This window comes from Rivularia sp. PCC 7116 (genome assembly GCF_000316665.1).
GTDB lineage: Bacteria > Cyanobacteriota > Cyanobacteriia > Cyanobacteriales > Nostocaceae > Rivularia.
The window spans coordinates 3,137,125-3,154,760 of the sequence record NC_019678.1 but is presented as its reverse complement, the minus strand read 5'-3'; the positions used below and the strand labels follow the sequence as shown (position 1 = coordinate 3,154,760).

At 37.6% G+C, this 17,636-nt stretch carries 14 protein-coding genes; 9 read left to right on the top strand and 5 right to left on the bottom strand.

The genetic code is table 11. The annotated features are described in order from the left end of the window. The first annotated feature begins 741 nt into the window (after positions 1 to 741). Positions 742 to 2,103, top strand: a complete 1,362-nt coding sequence (mgtE, locus tag RIV7116_RS12320; RefSeq protein WP_015118627.1) for a magnesium transporter — start codon at positions 742 to 744, stop codon at positions 2,101 to 2,103. Positions 2,104 to 2,385: 282 nt separating this feature from the next. Here mgtE and RIV7116_RS12315 read toward each other — a convergent pair whose 3' ends face one another. Then, positions 2,386 to 3,336 (bottom strand): CBS domain-containing protein, encoded by a 951-nt coding sequence (locus tag RIV7116_RS12315; protein ID WP_015118626.1) that lies wholly within the window; start codon positions 3,334 to 3,336, stop codon positions 2,386 to 2,388. A gap of 238 nt (positions 3,337 to 3,574) precedes the next feature. Next, positions 3,575 to 3,913: a recombinase family protein gene (locus RIV7116_RS12310; protein WP_015118625.1), complete on the bottom strand. Its 339-nt coding sequence runs from the start codon at positions 3,911 to 3,913 to the stop codon at positions 3,575 to 3,577. Between the two features lie 117 nt (positions 3,914 to 4,030). Here RIV7116_RS12310 and trxA point away from each other — a divergent pair, with 117 nt between their 5' ends. The 3 genes from trxA to RIV7116_RS12295 all read left to right on the top strand — a co-directional run bounded on the left by trxA (position 4,031) and on the right by RIV7116_RS12295 (position 6,719). After that, entirely contained in the window at positions 4,031 to 4,351 is a 321-nt protein-coding gene (gene trxA, locus RIV7116_RS12305) for a thioredoxin (RefSeq protein ID WP_015118624.1), read from the top strand. Between the two features lie 614 nt (positions 4,352 to 4,965). Next, on the top strand, positions 4,966 to 5,412 hold the full coding sequence (locus RIV7116_RS12300) for a transposase family protein (RefSeq protein ID WP_015118623.1): 447 nt from the start codon (positions 4,966 to 4,968) through the stop codon (positions 5,410 to 5,412). A gap of 314 nt (positions 5,413 to 5,726) precedes the next feature. Then, complete coding sequence (locus RIV7116_RS12295; protein WP_015118622.1) at positions 5,727 to 6,719, top strand: aspartate carbamoyltransferase catalytic subunit; 993 nt, start codon at positions 5,727 to 5,729, stop codon at positions 6,717 to 6,719. 170 nt (positions 6,720 to 6,889) lie between these two features. Here the strand turns inward: RIV7116_RS12295 and RIV7116_RS12290 are convergent, their stop codons facing one another. Beyond that, positions 6,890 to 9,127 carry a hypothetical protein gene (locus RIV7116_RS12290; protein WP_015118621.1) on the bottom strand — a complete coding sequence of 746 codons (2,238 nt, stop codon included), beginning with the start codon at positions 9,125 to 9,127 and terminating at the stop codon, positions 6,890 to 6,892. A 744-nt stretch (positions 9,128 to 9,871) separates the two neighbouring features. On the opposite strand from RIV7116_RS12290, the gene RIV7116_RS12285 reads away from it, so the two are divergent. Both RIV7116_RS12285 and RIV7116_RS12280 read left to right on the top strand, forming a co-directional pair. Beyond that, entirely contained in the window at positions 9,872 to 11,077 is a 1,206-nt protein-coding gene (locus tag RIV7116_RS12285; protein WP_015118620.1) for a glycosyltransferase family 4 protein, read from the top strand. A 106-nt stretch (positions 11,078 to 11,183) separates the two neighbouring features. Continuing rightward, positions 11,184 to 12,335 carry a glycosyltransferase family 4 protein gene (locus tag RIV7116_RS12280; protein ID WP_015118619.1) on the top strand — a complete coding sequence of 384 codons (1,152 nt, stop codon included), beginning with the start codon at positions 11,184 to 11,186 and terminating at the stop codon, positions 12,333 to 12,335. 118 nt (positions 12,336 to 12,453) lie between these two features. On the opposite strand, the gene RIV7116_RS12275 is transcribed toward RIV7116_RS12280, so the two are convergent. Together RIV7116_RS12275 and RIV7116_RS12270 are read right to left on the bottom strand one after the other, a co-directional pair. Next, complete coding sequence (locus RIV7116_RS12275) at positions 12,454 to 12,717, bottom strand: hypothetical protein (protein ID WP_015118618.1); 264 nt, start codon at positions 12,715 to 12,717, stop codon at positions 12,454 to 12,456. 182 nt (positions 12,718 to 12,899) lie between these two features. Continuing rightward, positions 12,900 to 14,465 carry a mechanosensitive ion channel family protein gene (locus RIV7116_RS12270; protein WP_157229411.1) on the bottom strand — a complete coding sequence of 522 codons (1,566 nt, stop codon included), beginning with the start codon at positions 14,463 to 14,465 and terminating at the stop codon, positions 12,900 to 12,902. Positions 14,466 to 14,781: 316 nt separating this feature from the next. On the opposite strand from RIV7116_RS12270, the gene RIV7116_RS35765 reads away from it, so the two are divergent. From RIV7116_RS35765 to RIV7116_RS12260, 3 genes are all read left to right on the top strand, one after another. Next, complete coding sequence (locus tag RIV7116_RS35765) at positions 14,782 to 14,958, top strand: hypothetical protein (protein ID WP_157229278.1); 177 nt, start codon at positions 14,782 to 14,784, stop codon at positions 14,956 to 14,958. 150 nt (positions 14,959 to 15,108) lie between these two features. Beyond that, positions 15,109 to 16,386, top strand: coding sequence for an adenosylhomocysteinase (gene ahcY, locus RIV7116_RS12265; protein WP_015118616.1), 1,278 nt, complete (start codon positions 15,109 to 15,111; stop codon positions 16,384 to 16,386). A gap of 566 nt (positions 16,387 to 16,952) precedes the next feature. Further along, positions 16,953 to 17,456 carry a hypothetical protein gene (locus RIV7116_RS12260; RefSeq protein ID WP_015118615.1) on the top strand — a complete coding sequence of 168 codons (504 nt, stop codon included), beginning with the start codon at positions 16,953 to 16,955 and terminating at the stop codon, positions 17,454 to 17,456. Positions 17,457 to 17,636 lie beyond the last annotated feature (180 nt).

The window sequence follows — 17,636 nt, the reverse complement described above, 5'->3', positions numbered from 1 at the left end:
GTTTATTTAAACCTCGCTAATACTTACTTTAATGCTATATATTGTCAATATTCTCTACAAAAAGTCTATTATTATCAAGCTGTTTGCTGCTACTCTTTTTTTCCACCTAGATTAACTTCGGATCGTAATTTTATTATCTAGAGATTGTTGACAATTCAGTCTGGGAATGGTATCCAAACTTGTTCGATAAAATTCTATTGTTAAGTTAAGGTAAATTTTAATACTGTATTTTTTTGGCGAGTAAGCATAGGTTATTGGGAATTTGACAATAGTTTTGCGCTCGTATTGTGATGTTGTATTATCTGCCTTCAACCGCACCTATTTCCCTTGCAAACCGGGGAACCAGAGGTTTAAATTCAGTACTATCACATAAACAAAATTAATTGTTTAAAACAATAACTACTTGCTACAATGTTAATAATTTGACTTGCAAAATTATCAAGGAAATTGAAATACTACCTTGACATAGATAATGAGAGTAGTAGAATCTACTCTATTGAAATGAAAATCGGGGCATAGAGATATTCAGTAGTGCGTAATATCACATAAAAATAATACTGAAGCTCAGCATCTACCGGATTACACAGTTCCGGGTTAGTATTATGACTTAGCGATGCCTTGATAGGTAATCGATGTTGATTTTATAAGAATTTATGGACAGAAGTCCGGAAGACGGTAGTATCACACTCCTCTGAACTGTAGAGTTTATCTCTCAGCGCGGGGGAGGTAAAAGGAGGAAATATGCTTATTCAAGATGTTCGCAATTGTGCAATCAACATTGCTGATTTCGGCGTTACAGATTTAAATGAACTCAAGTGGGACTTAAACCATTTACCAGCGGTTGATGTTGGAGAATACATCGCGAGTTTATCCCGAAAACAACGTGCGATCGCGTTTCGTTTACTTAATAAAAGTCGAGCAATTGACGTTTTTGAATATTTACCTACAGAAATACAAGAGCAATTAATCAATTCCCTTCATGATGTCAGGGTTGCACAAATCTTAGAAGCGATGAGTCCCGATGAACGTGCGGAATTGTTCGACGAACTACCGGCAAAGGTTGTCAAGCGATTGTTGCATTCGTTAAGCCCCCAGCAGCGACAAATCACTGCAACGATTCTTGGTTATCCAGAAGGTACCGCAGGAAGGGTAATGACTACTGAATACGTGCGGTTGCAGGAAGGCTTAACTGTCAAAGAAGTTCTGAATAAAATCCGCCGCCAAGACAAAGACAAGGAAACTATTTATTATGCCTATGTTACCGATAGCAACCGCAAGTTAGTTAGTGTTGTATCGTTGCGACAGTTATTGTTTTCCTTCCCCGATGCTTTCTTAAGAGATATTGCCGCAGCAAAAGTTATTAGAACTACTACAGATACTCCCCAGCGCGAAGTCGCTAAAATCATGAAGCGTTACGATTTAATCGCTTTACCTGTAGTGGACAAGGAAGATAGACTGGTAGGCATTGTTACGATTGATGATATTGTAGACATTATTGATGAAGAAGCTACAGAAGATATTCAAAAACTGGCTGGTGTAACTGGTGGTGATGAAGCCGCTTTATGTTCTCCCAAAGTAACTCTCCGCAAACGTTTACCTTGGCTGTTGGGAAATATTGGTTTATACATTACTGCTGCCAGCGTTATTGCACCTTTCCAGGAAGTGATTAAAATAGTCCCGGTTTTGGCAATTATCATGCCCATCTTGGCTAACAGTAGTGGTAATGTGGCTTTTCAAGTTTTATCTGTCACGGTAAGAGGTTTGGGTTTAGGAGAAATAACGCCAAAAGACACTCTCAGACTGTTACGAAAAGAATTAACCGCAGGTTTAGGAACCGCCATCGGATTGGGTTTAGCTTTAACAACTTTATCAATGATGTGGTCGCCACCTGATGAACGTTGGGTATCTTTTGTTGCCGGTAGTGTAATGGCTGTGAATGTATTAATAGCCGTAACTTTGGGAACAGTATTACCGATGGGACTCAAACGTTTAAATCTCGATCCGGCATTAATCAGCGGTCCTTTAATGACCACAACTTTAGATGCTGTGGGATTTATGACATTTTTATCTTTAATTTCTTTTGCTTTACAAGTATTCTTTTAGCAGTTATCAGTGAGCAGTTGTTCACCGGTTGGATGTGGATCGCCAGTATTAAATGTAGCTGTTTTTAATATATCGGGTTTGACTTACCAGTTAGATTAAACGTCATTGCGAGGGAAGCGAAGCATTCAGCGTTCACCTTTATGTGCGGCTCAGCTGCGGATCGTCGCAACATCTCGGGATGAACCGCAGCTGAGCTGAATGCTTCGTTTCACTTTGTTCCACTCGCAATGAAATATTATGGGTGATTTGCCGGACATCATATAACTGCTCACTGTTGACTGCTCACTGCTCACTGTTCACTGATAACTGCTCTAGCAATTGTATTTTTTCAGCTTCTAGTTGCTCAACTGTCTGCTGTAATACTTGAATTACCCGATACATTTCTATAGGGTCAAAAATTTTCAGCATATTAGTTAACGTTATAAGTCCCAGCCCCTGCCCCCAATCCCAAGATACGACTAATCTTCGCACGTGTCGCTTCTGCATCTCTTCATGAGCATCCAAAAGCGAATCTTCCGGACTTAATAAAAATAGCGGCGAACTCATGACCATCTGCGCTCTAACTTCTGCTAAATCTATCTGTAGCCCTTGAAATTGCACGATATCCCGTTCGGTGACAATACCAACTGGATTTGCTACGTTTGAATCCCAATCTTTGACTTCATCTTGGGTTATTACTACACAACTAATTCGATGTTCTGCCATTAATTGAGCTATTTCTAATACTGAAGCTGTAACAGGCAGCGTCAAAACATCGGTTGTCATGACATCGGCAACCCGTCGCATTTTTAGAAAATTGTCGGGACGCAATACCTTACGAATACTTTCTGGTGAAACTAAACCAGTTAATTTACCGCTATCGTTCAGAATTGGTAAGTGACGAATCCGATAACGCCGAAATAAGAATAAAACTGCGAAGATATCCTCCAAAGCAGATTTATTCAAAGTAATTACGGGTTGCACCATTACTTCAGCAACCTTCACTTGTGACAAATTTATATTTTTAGCTGTCAGACTGACAATATCTCGCTCTGTAAAAATTCCTAATACTTCTCCATCTTGCACTACTAAAACACAACTGCAAGCGCTGTGACTTTCGTCGTTATTATCCGAATTCATGCTAACTCGGCGTTGATTCATCAAAGCGATCGCATCTAAAATCAATGTCTGAGGCTCAACGGTTATTGGCTCGCGCTCAATCGCTGCTTCTACTAATGGAGTATTTAGATTCATAATTTAAGGCAAGTAAATTTTTTCTTTCTTCCAAAGTGGAAGAAGTTAACTTGAGAGATGTTACATAAAAAAAATTACAAACCTATATCTGTATAGACATTAGTCCTATAAAAGTATATTATTAGGGATGTTACAGATAAGAGGGTGGAAGTGTATTTATAATAATGACTTCAGGCTATTTAGGTTATAGAGGTTAAGAGTTTAATACTTGACTAATATTTCCATTTAAAACAGGTTATCAGCTTTTGGTACCAGATATTCTGGGACTTCTTCCATAAAGACGGTCTAGGACTCGTTTTACAGAAATACGTTTCCATTCATTACCGCGCTTGGTTGCATAACAATGTTGATTTAGCCAATCAGCTATCTGTTGCAGGGACTTGCCAGACTTATGGTGACGACGAATTAGTTCAATAATTTCTTGTTCTTTTTCGTTCTTAATTAATTCACCATTAACAGATTTTTGACCAAAAGCTGGCGAGCCATAACCGGCATAACCACCATTTTGAGCTTTAATCTGTCTGCCTCGTTCTAATCTTTCTCTAATTTGATTTGATGGAATTTCTTCGGCAGTCATTGTTTCAGGATTTTCAGAGCAGCTTTTGCTTATTTTTGTCCTATTTTAACGATGACTATCGGTTCATTGTCAAATACTTACTATATCTTTTTTCAACTTAATTATTGCAAGCCAATTATGTCAACAGTAGATAAAGTTCCAGCCGCAGAATTTGAGAATCTTTTGAAATCTGAAAATTTACTCGTAGTTGATTTTACCGCGACTTGGTGCGGTCCTTGTCGTGTAGTTGCGCCTTTAATGGAACAGCTTTCTCAAGAATTTCAAGAGAGTATTAAAGTAATTAAAATAGACGTAGATAAAGATAAGCCACTGGCGAAAAAATACGAAGTAAAGACTATCCCCGCTGTCCTATATTTTAAGAATGGTGAATTAGTTGAATCTATCAAAGGTGTTTCACCATACGAAGAATTCGCAAATGCTGTTAAAGCGAATATTTAGAATTGCTGCTTTCTGATTTTACGCTGGAAGTTGCCGAGAAGCTCACACTTACCTTAGTGTAAGTGTGAGTAAGTTAACTTAAATAAGTATAGAAATACTCGACAGTTGTTGGAATGGGAACCACAAAAAATCAAATTCTGATGGTGGTAGGCTGAGCAAGGCTTTGAGTACGTTTAAATAGGCTTTGTATCTCAGCCTGAAAATAAGATTTAAAGCAACTATTTGGGCTTAATGGCAATTGTGCAGGATGTAAAGATAATTGATAATTAAGTTATATTTATTCTTCATTTAGTATGCTAAAAATACATTACAAAAATAAATATGTAGATGCAATAGTGCGAATTTAATAGTTGTAGACGCATCTTACTTACATTAGACAATACACCAGTAGCGCGATAACTGGCTGATAGTTAATTCGTTCAAACATTAAATAGGCTAATACATTTCACTATAAATAATGATGTAATTTTGTAAATTTTACGTAATTAATATTATATATTTAATACAAATACACTTTTAAGTTAGTTGTTTAAAACAAGATTTAAAGAGTGCTAATAATTTATTAAAACTTCAGTTTTATGCAATCATAACGCACAGAGAATATACCTAATAGAATGGCTTCAACAAGGGAACTTAAAATATTAACACAACTACTGAATCTAGAAGGGATTAAAGTTATATCATTTCGTCAATACAAAGGACTTGGGATAATATTACAAATAGAATCAGTTAGTAATGAAAGTATCTGTCCTCGCTGTGGAATAAAGACTCGTCAACTACATCAAAACCATAAATACATAATCAAAGATTTACCTTGGGGCGAGCAACAGGTATTTTTAGAAATAAACAAACGACAATTTAAATGCAAAAAATGTCAAAAACCTTTTACTGAAGACTTATATTTTGTAGCTAAAAGAAGAAAATATACTAAAAGACTTGCGAATAAAACAGTAAAAGAATTATTAAAATCAGATATTCAGACTATAGCAATAAAAGGAAACTTGACTACAGGAGAGATAGAAAAAATGTTACAAGATGCATCAAGAGAGAATACTGACTAAAACACTTATCAGTGAAGCATACTAAGTGTTGAATAAACCAGATTATAAAAAGTTTGGGGAATGCCACGGATGACGATCCACCAGATTGGCTCCGGAAACCGACACCCCAGGCAGAATATGCAGCCCAATTTCCTCGCTTTTTGCCTCCCATACAAGAAAGATATGCCAGTTGCGACCATTCCTATTGATAAATCCCAGAATTTTAAATACTTCAAACTTCCACTTGGTGGTATGATTTCCTCTGCATACTTAAACTAAGTAACTGTAGAGACATCATCGCTCGTGCTAAAGCACGCTAGAGTTGATAAATATCCATGCCTACTACCACCTGGACTCGTCATCACGTACTTTCCCTGGCTGATTTCACCGCAACTGAATACAACGCAGTTTTACAGACTGCCGCTAGTTTTCAGGAAGTGCTAACGCGGCGGATGAAAAAAGTGCCTACTTTGCAGGGACAGGTGGTGGCGAATTTGTTTTTTGAACCATCTACTCGAACTCGGAGTAGTTTTGAACTTGCTGCAAAGCGCTTGAGTGCAGATACTCTCAACTTCTCCGCCGCAAGTTCTTCTATGACAAAAGGAGAAACAATCTTAGATACAGCCAAAACCTATTTAGCGATGGGTACCGACATCATGGTGGTGCGCCATCGAGAAGCAGGAGTACCAAACGCGATCGCAACAGAAATGAACCGTTTGGGTGTAAAAGTTAGCGTGTTAAATGCTGGTGACGGACAACACGAGCATCCTTCTCAAGGGCTGTTAGATTTGTTTACTATTTGTAGCCTGCTTGACCAGGAAAAGCCCAGTATAGAACTGCTGCAAGGTAAAAAAATTGCCATCGTTGGCGATATTTTACATTCTCGGGTTGCTAGGTCAAATATCTGGAGTTTAACCGCCGCTACCGATGCAGAACTACATTTAGCAGCACCACCGACGCTTTTGCCGAAATTATTTGCAGATTACGGCAAAGATAGAGCGGGGAAGTTATTCGTACATTGGGAATTGGAACCAGCTTTGCAAGATGCAGATTTTGTCATGACGTTGCGTTTACAAAAGGAACGGATGACAGCCCATTTATTGCCTTCTTTGCGGGAATATCATCAATTATTTGGAATTACAAGAGATAAATTAAGAAATTGCAAGGAAAACGTGAAAGTACTGCATCCGGGACCTGTTAATCGAGGTGTTGAAATTAGTTCGGATTTAATGGATGACCCAGATTTTAGTTTAATACAGAATCAGGTGACGAGTGGGGTTGCAGTCAGGATGGCTCTGCTGTATTTAATTGGCAGTGGAAAAGCTTAATGATTAATTGGGCATTGGGAATTGGTAATTGGGAATTGGTAATTGGTAATTGGTAATTGGGCATTGGGCATTGGGCATTGGGCATTGGTAATTTTAACTCGCTACTTGCTACTTGCTACTTGCTACTTAAAACGAGTAACTGCTCGCTGCTCACTGCTCACTGTTAACTGTTAACTGTTAAACCGGTACATCATGACTTTAGCTTTGGCATCTTCTTCGACAAATACCAAATATTCGCCATTTTTACGTTTAAAAGCACGCACCCCATAAGGAATATCAACCCAACCAGTTTCCCCGAAAACTTCTGCTCCAGGTTTTAATACCTTGACTTGTCTTCCGGTTTTGGCATCGTAAACGTAAACTTCCGCCTTTTTAACCGTCACAGCAAATACATAATCACCAGCTACACTCATTGCTGCTGGATTTAATACGTCTGGAGGTGCGCTCCTATCTACGGGAAGCACTATCCGATATTTTGGTTGACGATTGCCTTTACTCCAATTGTCGTAACGAGCGATTTCGGAACCGATTAATTTAGCATAGTCGCTGTTAATTGCTGGATTCTCTTCTGTATAACCCGATAAATACATGGTGTCGGTTTCGGGAAAGTATTCAATCCTGCGTAAGTCACCAAATATTTTCGGATGAGCAATTTTTTCCATCTTGCTGTAGCTGTAGATGGGGTTTCCGTTTTTATCCAATCCCTGTAACGGAAAATGACGAATTCCGACACCATCTTGAGTACGTAAATTTTTCCAAATGTCGCCTTTACTATCTACCCACCATCCACCAATATAAGGATGGTCTTCGCTTTTATCGTATTCGTTGCTCTCAAACTTACCGTTACCGTTTTTATCTCGCCAAATCCATTCACCTTTACTAGGTTGAAACGGAGGATAATCACTCCCTAAAGCTGGTTTACCATTTGGGTGAGTAGTAACAAACATCCCTGAAGGTATAGCAATTTCACCATCGGTTTTTTCGTTAAAACGGTAAATTTGCAGCATTCCTCCGTACATATTGGTTAGGAAGAGAAACTTTTTGCCTTGAATGTTACGTACAAAAGGTGCATCGGGAGCGGTATGTAACCGAGGATCTTGAGGGTATTTGAAAGCGTTTAATGTATAGCCTTTGTAAGTTGCTTCTTTCCCGGCTTGCTTGCTAAAATCCATCGCAAAGCGCTCATTTTTGGTATATACACTTAAACCATTGGTTGCTGGATCTACGTCAGCGTTATCGAGAAATTGCAATCCTAATAACTTCCACTGTAATTTACCGGATGCCGAAAACTTGCGTAAATCTACTCCTGAACGTTCAAAACCATCATTACTAATATAAATATTTCCGCTGCTATCGCTACCTACCCCTGAAATACCGTAAAATTTTAAATCTTTAACAGCTCCCGGAATTCCGGCATAAATTCCACCTTCTTCGCCAAAAGTCCCAATTTGTTTCGGTTTATTTTTAATATTGTAAATAATAATTTGCTGTCTGCGACCGTTTTTTGCAACTAAGAGTCTATCGCGATTATCAACAGCAACTGCACTGGGATTCTCTAAACCTGAAATTATTCCCGGTAACTGTTTACCTTGTTTGGAATAATGTACAATTTCGTTATTGGCGATAATCCATAAATCACCTTTTTTATCAACAGCTATATTTCCTGGTTCCGCAACGTTAAAACTGCGTAATTCCTGCATCGTTTCTGTATTATAAACGCGCACCTTATTCGCAGATTTATCGCTGACAAATAGCTCTCTACTTACAGTTGCTAATCCCTTTACTTCATCTTTAGTATTGACAATTAACATACTTTTATCCCACCCTTTACCATTCGAGAAAGGTGCTATTTTTCCATTTAAATCATAGCGTCTTACGCAATACCAATTCGTTCCTTTTGGTGGATAACCTGCTTTTTTCTGGCCAATCTCCGACTGCTCCATGGCGACATAGATGTATTTATCGTTCGCGGTAATTGCAACTCCACCGCTTCTTCCCCATCCATGTAAATCTTCGGCTTTTCCAACTACATCCCCATTTTTATAAATACCTACTTCTCTACCAGCTTCATCCCATTCACTGTTCGTATAAATAGTTCCATCAGGAGCTACATACATTCCACTGATTTGGATTTGCACCCATTTATCACCGCCACCAAAACTATTACCAATCCACGAAGTTGTATAGCGAGTTGAAGAAGCCGCAGGAGCTACTTTTCCATCAAAATGAATTGCAACTATGATTGAAACTGCTAAAGCAGCACTTAACAATAATAAAAATTTTTCAGTTTTACGATATTTTATGCCTTCATTGCTGAATAAATGCTTTATATAAGAATAAAGAAGCGTAGCTTGGTTTATCTTGTTCTGGATAAAGCTACGAAAAACCGCTATAAATCTGTTAATCATAAACTACCTTAACTATTAATTACTGTCTACGTATTACAGCAAAGCTAATTCAATCTATAAACAAAATCTATGTGTCTAATAGATAATATATCGATTAGGCTTTAGAACAAACCTGGTATTCCTAGCTATAGATACTGTTTCTCTCTAGACTGCTTTTTCATTAATATCTTGAAATTTATATATATCTATTTTTGTCAACATCTTATTGCTAGACTAATTAAAAAGCTTGTATGAGAAATGAATAAAAAGAATAAGAAGCAAATATTTCATTACTTCAAATACCTTATACTTCTATACAATGGCAGCTTTTTAATTTAGCTTTCATCAATAAGAATAATGATTAATTACAAAAATTGGATTTGTTTTACATAAAATTCATCAAAGTAACATGAGATATTTAAATTAGAATCAATTATTTTCAAGTTCCAATATCAAAATGGATAATTGATTAACTTAAATACGTCTGTAACTTTAAATACGTTTTTAATATAATGTAGTTTTAATTACAAATAGTTTTATAGCTATTAATTGCTAATTATGATTATTGGATAGCGGTCATAATTAAAATATGAATCGTCATCAAAAAATATAAAATCTACAAAAAATAGGTAAAAACAGTTGCCAACAAGCTAAAATAAGACGGATTATATCCTAAGCGCCAATATATTTTAGATATTGAAAACGTTAGTTATCCAAACTTGAACAAGCATAAATTCAAAGATTATAAAGAAAATTATTAGTTATATGGGAGTAGCAAAAGTGATATGTAATGAAACAAACTATACATCAGTAAAGCCTGCATCTATACTTTGCTTAGGTTTGGGCTGGTTTCCTAAAACTCCTGGAGGATTAGAAAGGTATGTTTACGAACTTACACTGAGGTTAGCCAATAATAAAGACCAAGTAGAATTATGTGGGGTGGGTTTACCCGAGAATGAAACTAATCTTCCCATCACCATGACGAATTTGGCTGCACCAGATACTCCTATATTGCAAAGGTTATGGAAGCTTAGAAATAACTTTAAAAATACAATAAATACAAGAAAACACAAGCTAGATGCAGTAAATTTGCATTTTGCACTATATAGTTTCCCAATATTAGACTTAATACCTGAAGATGTGCCAATAACCTTTAATTTTCACGGTCCTTGGGCATCTGAATCTTTAGAAGAAGGAATTAGTAGCATTACAGCTTTGCTGAAAAAATCTTTAGTTGAACAAAGAACTTATCAACGCTGCGATCGTTTTATTGTTTTAAGCAAAGCATTCGGAAATATTCTGCATCAAAAGTATCAAATTCCTTGGGAAAAAATCCATGTTATTCCTGGTGGAGTAGACATCGATAGCTTTAAACCCAACTTATCAATTCAAGAAGCACGGATTAAATTAGGATGGTCAATAGAGCGTCCAACTTTGTTTACATCTCGACGTTTGGTACATCGAGTTGGACTTGATAAATTACTCACGGCTATAGCCCAAATTAAGCCAAAAATCCCCAATATATTTTTAGCGATCGCCGGAAGAGGACCTTTACAAACTAGCTTACAGCAACAGGTTACAGAATTAGGGCTGGAAGACAACGTCAAGTTTTTGGGTTTCCTACCCGATGAACTTTTACCAGTAGCTTATCAAGCAGCAGATTTATCAATTATGCCTTCCCAATCCTTTGAAGGTTTCGGGTTAGCAATAGTTGAATCCCTTGCTTGTGGTACTCCCGTTATTTGTACCCCTGTAGGTGGAATGCCAGAAATTCTCGAACATTTTTCACCTCATTTAATAACCGATTCCATTGAAGTCAGTGCTATTGCAAAGAAATTAGAACAGGTATTCTTAGGAGAAATAGCCAAACCTTCACGGGAAGAATGTCGCCAATATGCGGTTGATAATTTCGATTGGGATAAAATCACCAAAGAAGTTAGAAAAGTTATTTTAGGTGAAGGGATTAGTTAGGAGAGATGGGGAAGAGGGGGAACAAATAAATCTAATCGCTGCTCTCAACTTCCAATGCCCAATGCCCAATTCCCTATTCCCCATGCCGAATGCCCAATTATAAATTATGAAAATCTTATTTTTAGATCAAAGTGGCAAACCCGGTGGTGCCGAACTATGTTTAATAGATATTGCTAAACCATATCAAAAAAATTGCTTAGTAGGATTATTCGCCGACGGTTCTTTCAAAGATTTGTTAGAGAAAAATGATATCCCTGTAGAGGTTTTAACAAATCAAGCCATACAGGTAAAAAAAGAAAGTTCTCTCAGCCAAGGATTAGCAAGTATTACTCAGCTTGCACCTTTAATTAGCAAAGTTGTAAAAACTGCCCGAAATTACGATTTAATTTACGCGAATACTCAAAAAGCCTTAGTTGTAGGGGCAATAGCTAGTTTTTTCAGCCGTCGCCCTTTGGTATTTCACTTACACGATATTCTTTCAGCAGAACATTTTAGTAAAACAAACATCAATATTTCGGTTAATTTAGCCAATCGGGCATCTTTAGTTATTGTTAATTCTGAAGCTAGTAAAAAAGCCTTTATTGAAGCAGGTGGCAAAGCTGAATTAGTCGAAATCGTTTATAACGGTTTTGAACCGCAAAAATATATAAGTAACGAAACAGAAATTAATCAAATTAGACAACAATTAGAACTCGACGATAAATTTCTTGTCGGACACTTCAGCCGTCTTGCACCTTGGAAAGGACAGCATATATTAATTGAAGCACTGGCAAAATGTCCGCCAGAAGTTTCGGTAATTTTAGTTGGGGATGCTTTATTTGGCGAACAAGACTATGTCAAACAGCTACATCAGCAAATTGATTCGCTACAGCTACAAAACCGAGTTAAATTTTTAGGTTTTCGTAACGATATTCCCCTGCTCATGGCAGCTTGCGATTTAGTAGCACATACCTCCACTTCTCCCGAACCTTTTGGCAGAGTCATCGTAGAAGCCATGCTATCCGGAACACCAGTAGTAGCAGCAGCATCCGGTGGTGCAGTTGAATTAGTCGAATCCGGTGTAAATGGGTTTTTATCTACTCCTGGTAATCCCCAAGAACTTACCGAAGTTATTAAAACCTGCCTCCAAGACAAACAAAAAACTGACGCGATCGCACTACAAGCGAAAGACAGCGCCAGCAAAAGATTTCATGTCGCCAATATCAACCAGCAAATCGCTCGACTACTTCAACAGTTAGGAATGGGGCATAGGGCATAGGGCATGGGGCATAGCTTACGGAGTGATGGGGTGATGGGGTAATGTGATGTTGATTTTTTATTTCCTCCCTCACTCCCTCACTCCCTCTCTCCTTGTTTCCCCTTCTCCCCATCCTCTCTCATGCAGCTTCGCGCAACTGGGGCTTTTGGGATGCTTCTGTAAAGGAAAACTGTAACTGTTCGGCTGTCGGAGCTTTTTCTTGCTGCAAAACTTCTATATCAATATTCACGCTAATCAAATAATTACCTCCATCAGCATCAACTTCTTCGGCTATTAACTTAGCAATATCCGGACGCTTTGAACTAAGCACATCACGCAAAATACATCTATCCCATTCGTGCTTAGCAGTAGGATTGATACTCAAAATAAAATGCTTAACCATAGGGCAATATTTAAATATTTATCTTGTTGCAGGCTTTTATATCGCCTTTAATTCTATTTTAGTTCAAATGTACTAAATAGGCAATTTTTATTTAGGAGTAGGTAAAGCTCCCCGATTTGTTAAGTAGGGGATTTGAGGAAGCGATAATTTTCAGTAACTACTCGCCTATCTCTGATAGCCATTTACTGTTTAATGTTCGCCGAATTTAGCCAAACTGTTTGCTGAGGTACGGGAATACTTATTCCGGCTTGATCGAAAGCAATTTTGAGGCGACGACGGTATTCTCTAGCTACATTCCATTGTTTGAGAGGCTGGGTTTTAATCCAAACGCGAACTATTAAACCGCGATCGCCGAAGTTCTCGACTCCCAAAACTTCGGGTGGCTCGATAATTTGATGATCCCATAAGACATCTCGATCCATATCTAAGCCGACATTTTTAATCAGTTGTAAAGCATGGTCAATATCAGCTTGATAAGCTACTGGTATATTTAAATCGGCACGGGACCACCGGCTAGAAAGATTAGCAACTATTTTTATTTCACTGTTAGGAATAGTAATTAAACGTCCTTCAGCATCGCGTACCTGTGTTATACGTAAGTTGAGATTTTCTACTAATCCCCCAACATCACCTACCGTAATTACATCACCCAAAGCATACTGGTCTTCCATAATAATTAGAAAGCCGTTAATCGCATCTTTTATTAAACTTTGGGAAGCGAGAGAAAGCGCCACACCAATTAAACTGACACCAGCAAGTAGTGGAATTATATCTATTCCTAAAGCAGTCAAAGCTAGCAAAATTCCTACTCCTAACCAAATAAAAGTAATTATGCTTTTTGCTACACCGGATATAGTTGAGACTCTAAGCTGCAATCTTTCAGAAGTTTCTGGAGTCAATAAAGTAGTACTTTTCACAAAAGCAGAAGTCAAACGCTCTGTTAAGGCATAACTAAGACGAATAGCTACATAAATTACCAGCGCAACAATTCCCAAACGTAAAGGAATTTTCAAAACAGCAATGATTCCAACTTGCAAAGCTCGCGTGTAAGGAAAAAAGCTTAATATAATCAAACTCCCGCCTCCCCAAATTCCGGCTTGAGCAATCTGAAATAATCGCCTTTTGACCTCTTTTATATGTCCTTGCTGCTGTTTATCAAGTAATGTTGATATTGGTCTGTAAGCCTTTTGTGCGGGGGTTAAAGCTGCTTCCCCAGAATAATTTTTAGAAGGATGTAAGAAGTAAAAAACCCCACCGCTCATAGCAATCATTATTGCTAAAACCATCGCAGCAGTTTTAGCTTGTTCGGTGATAAATTCAATAGTTCGCTCGTATCTTGCTTCCTCAAACCCTTGCATTAGTTCTAGTTTAATAGCTTCAGCTAAAGCTGTAGTATTCATACCCCGCAATTTTGCATCTTCAGCAGTTACAGTCAGAAGATATCGTTCGTTTACGTAAATTACTGGGTTACCGTTTGCATTACGAACTTCTATATTTAGTTTCTTTTCAGGTTTTTGGAAGTAAGCTTTGCTTATTTGAGCTAAATTATTCTGAATATTTTGCAACCGCTCGTTTAAGCTTGCTCTTGGTGCTGCAATCGAAAACAAAAGTTTTCCATCCAAATAAATTGAACCAGCAACAACTTTATTTTCTAAGTCTTTAATATTTATATTTAAAGAAGGCGGTTTTATTTGCGAATAAAAAGGAAACTGTGCCATACCCACTTTGGCATCAATCCCCAAAGTCATCAATATTGAACATAAAGCTATAACAATAAATCGATAGCGCAATTAATACCCCCTTTTTGCCCTTGGAGTTAGCTGACATCGATTTTGGCAAATAGTTTCTGTTTTTGCTACCTACTCCCATTCCGCTCTAAGATTACCTAAAAATTGTAGGTTGGGTTGAGGAACGAAACCCAACGCTGGTGTTGGGTTACTCTACGAGAAAGCTCCGCTTACACTGCGTTCAAACCAACCTACGTCATAGGAAATCTTCTACCGGGAAGGGAGTATCTGTAGATAAGTAATACTTAATTTGCTTCTCCGAAGTATTTCACGAAATTTGGCGCGTACTCAAACCAGAGGAAAATATGTCCAAGAACAAACAACAAAAAGTATTGGTAAAGCATTGGTAGAACAGTTGGCAGCACAAGGATTTGAGCAAATTAGGCTTGAGGTCAAATCCCTTCAACCAGTATCAGCAGTATGTGGGCTGGGTATAAAACCAACAACAATTTGAGGAGCAATGGGTAGGCAAGGGGAAAAGATAGAATTTTCAACTTTGACCAAAATAGAAGCAAATCATGCTGTATATTTGCCAGACTTGTTCTAATCTAGTAGAGTGCATCTTGTAAGATGCAACATTTTTACCTGAAAGAGGAATTATTTAATGACTGCAACAACTCCCAGATTAAAGCACGAGGTTAAAGACCTCGGCTTAGCTGCTTTGGGAAGACAACGTATCGAATGGGCTGGACGCGAAATGCCTGTGTTAAAACAGATTCGCGACCGTTTTGCAAAAGAAAAGCCATTCGAGGGAATCCGTTTAGTAGCTTGTTCTCACATTACAACTGAGACAGCACATTTGGCGATCGCTTTGAAAGCTGGTGGTGCGGATGCACTGCTAATTGCTAGCAATCCCCTATCAACTCAAGACGACGTAGCAGCAAGTCTCGTCGCTGACCACGAAATTCCCGTCTTCGCTATCAAAGGTGAAGATGATGAAACCTATAAGCGTCACGTTGAAATTGCTCTAGATCACCGTCCTAACATCATCATTGATGACGGTTCTGATGTAGTTGCGACTTTAGTTAAAGACCGTAAGAATCAACTTTCCGATATCATCGGTACCACCGAAGAAACTACAACTGGAATTGTTCGCTTGCGTGCGATGTTGAATGATGGCGTGCTATCGTTCCCCTCGATGAACGTTAACGACGCTGACACCAAGCATTTCTTCGATAACCGTTACGGTACCGGACAATCAACCCTCGATGGAATTATCCGCGCTACCAACGTTCTATTAGCTGGTAAGTGCATTGTTGTTGCCGGTTACGGTTGGTGCGGTAAAGGTTCTGCACTCCGCGCTAGAGGCATGGGTGGTAACGTAATCGTTACTGAAATTGACCCCATCAGAGCTATTGAAGCAGTAATGGATGGTTTCCGCGTTTTGCCAATGGCAGAAGCTGCACCTCAAGGTGACTTGTTCATCACCGTTACTGGTAACAAGCACGTAATTCGTCCCGAACACTTCGATGTAATGAAGGACGGAGCAATGGTTTGTAACTCCGGTCACTTTGACATTGAAATTGACCTCAAATCTTTGGGTGCTAAAGCCAAAGAAGTCAAGGAAGTTCGTAATTTCACTCAAGAGTACAAGTTGCCTAGTGGCAAATCAGTTATTGTTCTTGGTGAAGGACGCTTGATTAACCTATCAGCTGCTGAAGGTCACCCCAGCGCTGTAATGGACATGAGTTTTGCTAACCAAGCTCTAGGTTGTGAATACCTAGTGAAGAATAAAGGTAAGCTCGAACCCGGTTTGTACTCAATTCCTGAAGATGTAGACAAAGATATTGCTCGCTTGAAGCTAGAAGCAATGGGTATCAAGATTGATACTTTAACCTCCGCTCAAATCGAGTACATGAATTCTTGGACTTCCGGAACATAAGTAAAATTGCTTCGGAATTAACTTCTGAATTAAATTCTAATTTTTAAAGGGATGGGCTTCAATGCCCATCTTTTTTTTGAATAAATTTTTAAATAATCTATATTGAAGCTGCAATTTATTACTTGTATTAATTTTTCAACAAATAAAAAAAAATTGCCACAAAACTTTAATTTGTGTAAATTATATAAGTATACACACTGTCAAAGCATGTATATAAAATAATTAAATTTTCCTGTAGTTGTTTTTAGCAGCTGAATATAAAAACAACATATTTCGATTAGCCCGACTAAAACACATGGGACAAAAAATTATTCCTTGAGTTTGTCGAAGACAAAATTATAGCCTTAAAGCCAAATCCATTCTGTAATGTCTCTATGTAAAAAATCTATAACAATGGTAATTTTTATTGCTTCTAGTTAAATATCTATTAATAATCAACCAGTTGTATTTTTGATTGAATAGAATGACTTTAGCTAAAAATCATTTTTATTTAACAAGTAAATATACTTGTTATTCAATTTAAGCTGTCAAATATTTTAATTGTATATGTAGTGTTGTTCAAAACTATGAATCTAAAACTTGCAAGAATCGTCAATTTATTAGCAAAATCAGCAAATACTATTGTTAATAATCAATTAAGTTGGTTCGGGGTTTCTGAAGTGGGTGAAGCTAAAATTGAACTTGAAGATTTACAGCAAGCTGTAATTCACCTCAAAGATGCTGTTGATGTCATGAAGCCATTAGAAAACTCAGCGAGGGGGGTGGAAGTGCATGATTTGACTACCGCATTTTTATTTTTAGAATCAGCTAGAGATGCATTATTCCGAGCTAGTATTCCCAATGCAGCTAAAGCGATGAATAAAGTGATTAGAAACATCAAGCTAGCTTGTAAAACAAAGTCAAGAATGTATCAAAAAATATTGATTGCAAGGGTGTTAGATGGTTTAAATCAAGTTTTGTATTCTGTAGAAAAATCTATAAATAATGTTGTAACTCCTATAGTTACTCATATGACTTATGAAGAATTATTATCTAAGCTTGCAGCTTACTCATCCGGAACAGTTTATTAATTTCAAGATATGACTTTTGGGCTTGTGAGAAAGCCTAATCAGATAAATACTTGCACCTCAGAAATTTATTACTTAAGTTATTGAATCGTTTATAGACTGTAGAAATACCTCTCAAAAGCTGCGATTGAAAGTTAGAGCTTCAAAAAAACTTCATCATAGTTTGTAGTTTTAATGAGATAC

Coding starts and splice junctions, on each gene's coding strand:
- mgtE (WP_015118627.1), top strand. CDS start 742: ATGCTTATTCAAGATGTTCGCAATTGTGCAATCAACATTGCTGATTTC.
- RIV7116_RS12315 (WP_015118626.1), bottom strand. CDS start 3,336: ATGAATCTAAATACTCCATTAGTAGAAGCAGCGATTGAGCGCGAGCCA.
- RIV7116_RS12310 (WP_015118625.1), bottom strand. CDS start 3,913: ATGACTGCCGAAGAAATTCCATCAAATCAAATTAGAGAAAGATTAGAA.
- trxA (WP_015118624.1), top strand. CDS start 4,031: ATGTCAACAGTAGATAAAGTTCCAGCCGCAGAATTTGAGAATCTTTTG.
- RIV7116_RS12300 (WP_015118623.1), top strand. CDS start 4,966: ATGGCTTCAACAAGGGAACTTAAAATATTAACACAACTACTGAATCTA.
- RIV7116_RS12295 (WP_015118622.1), top strand. CDS start 5,727: ATGCCTACTACCACCTGGACTCGTCATCACGTACTTTCCCTGGCTGAT.
- RIV7116_RS12290 (WP_015118621.1), bottom strand. CDS start 9,127: ATGATTAACAGATTTATAGCGGTTTTTCGTAGCTTTATCCAGAACAAG.
- RIV7116_RS12285 (WP_015118620.1), top strand. CDS start 9,872: ATGGGAGTAGCAAAAGTGATATGTAATGAAACAAACTATACATCAGTA.
- RIV7116_RS12280 (WP_015118619.1), top strand. CDS start 11,184: ATGAAAATCTTATTTTTAGATCAAAGTGGCAAACCCGGTGGTGCCGAA.
- RIV7116_RS12275 (WP_015118618.1), bottom strand. CDS start 12,717: ATGGTTAAGCATTTTATTTTGAGTATCAATCCTACTGCTAAGCACGAA.
- RIV7116_RS12270 (WP_157229411.1), bottom strand. CDS start 14,465: ATGACTTTGGGGATTGATGCCAAAGTGGGTATGGCACAGTTTCCTTTT.
- ahcY (WP_015118616.1), top strand. CDS start 15,109: ATGACTGCAACAACTCCCAGATTAAAGCACGAGGTTAAAGACCTCGGC.
- RIV7116_RS12260 (WP_015118615.1), top strand. CDS start 16,953: ATGAATCTAAAACTTGCAAGAATCGTCAATTTATTAGCAAAATCAGCA.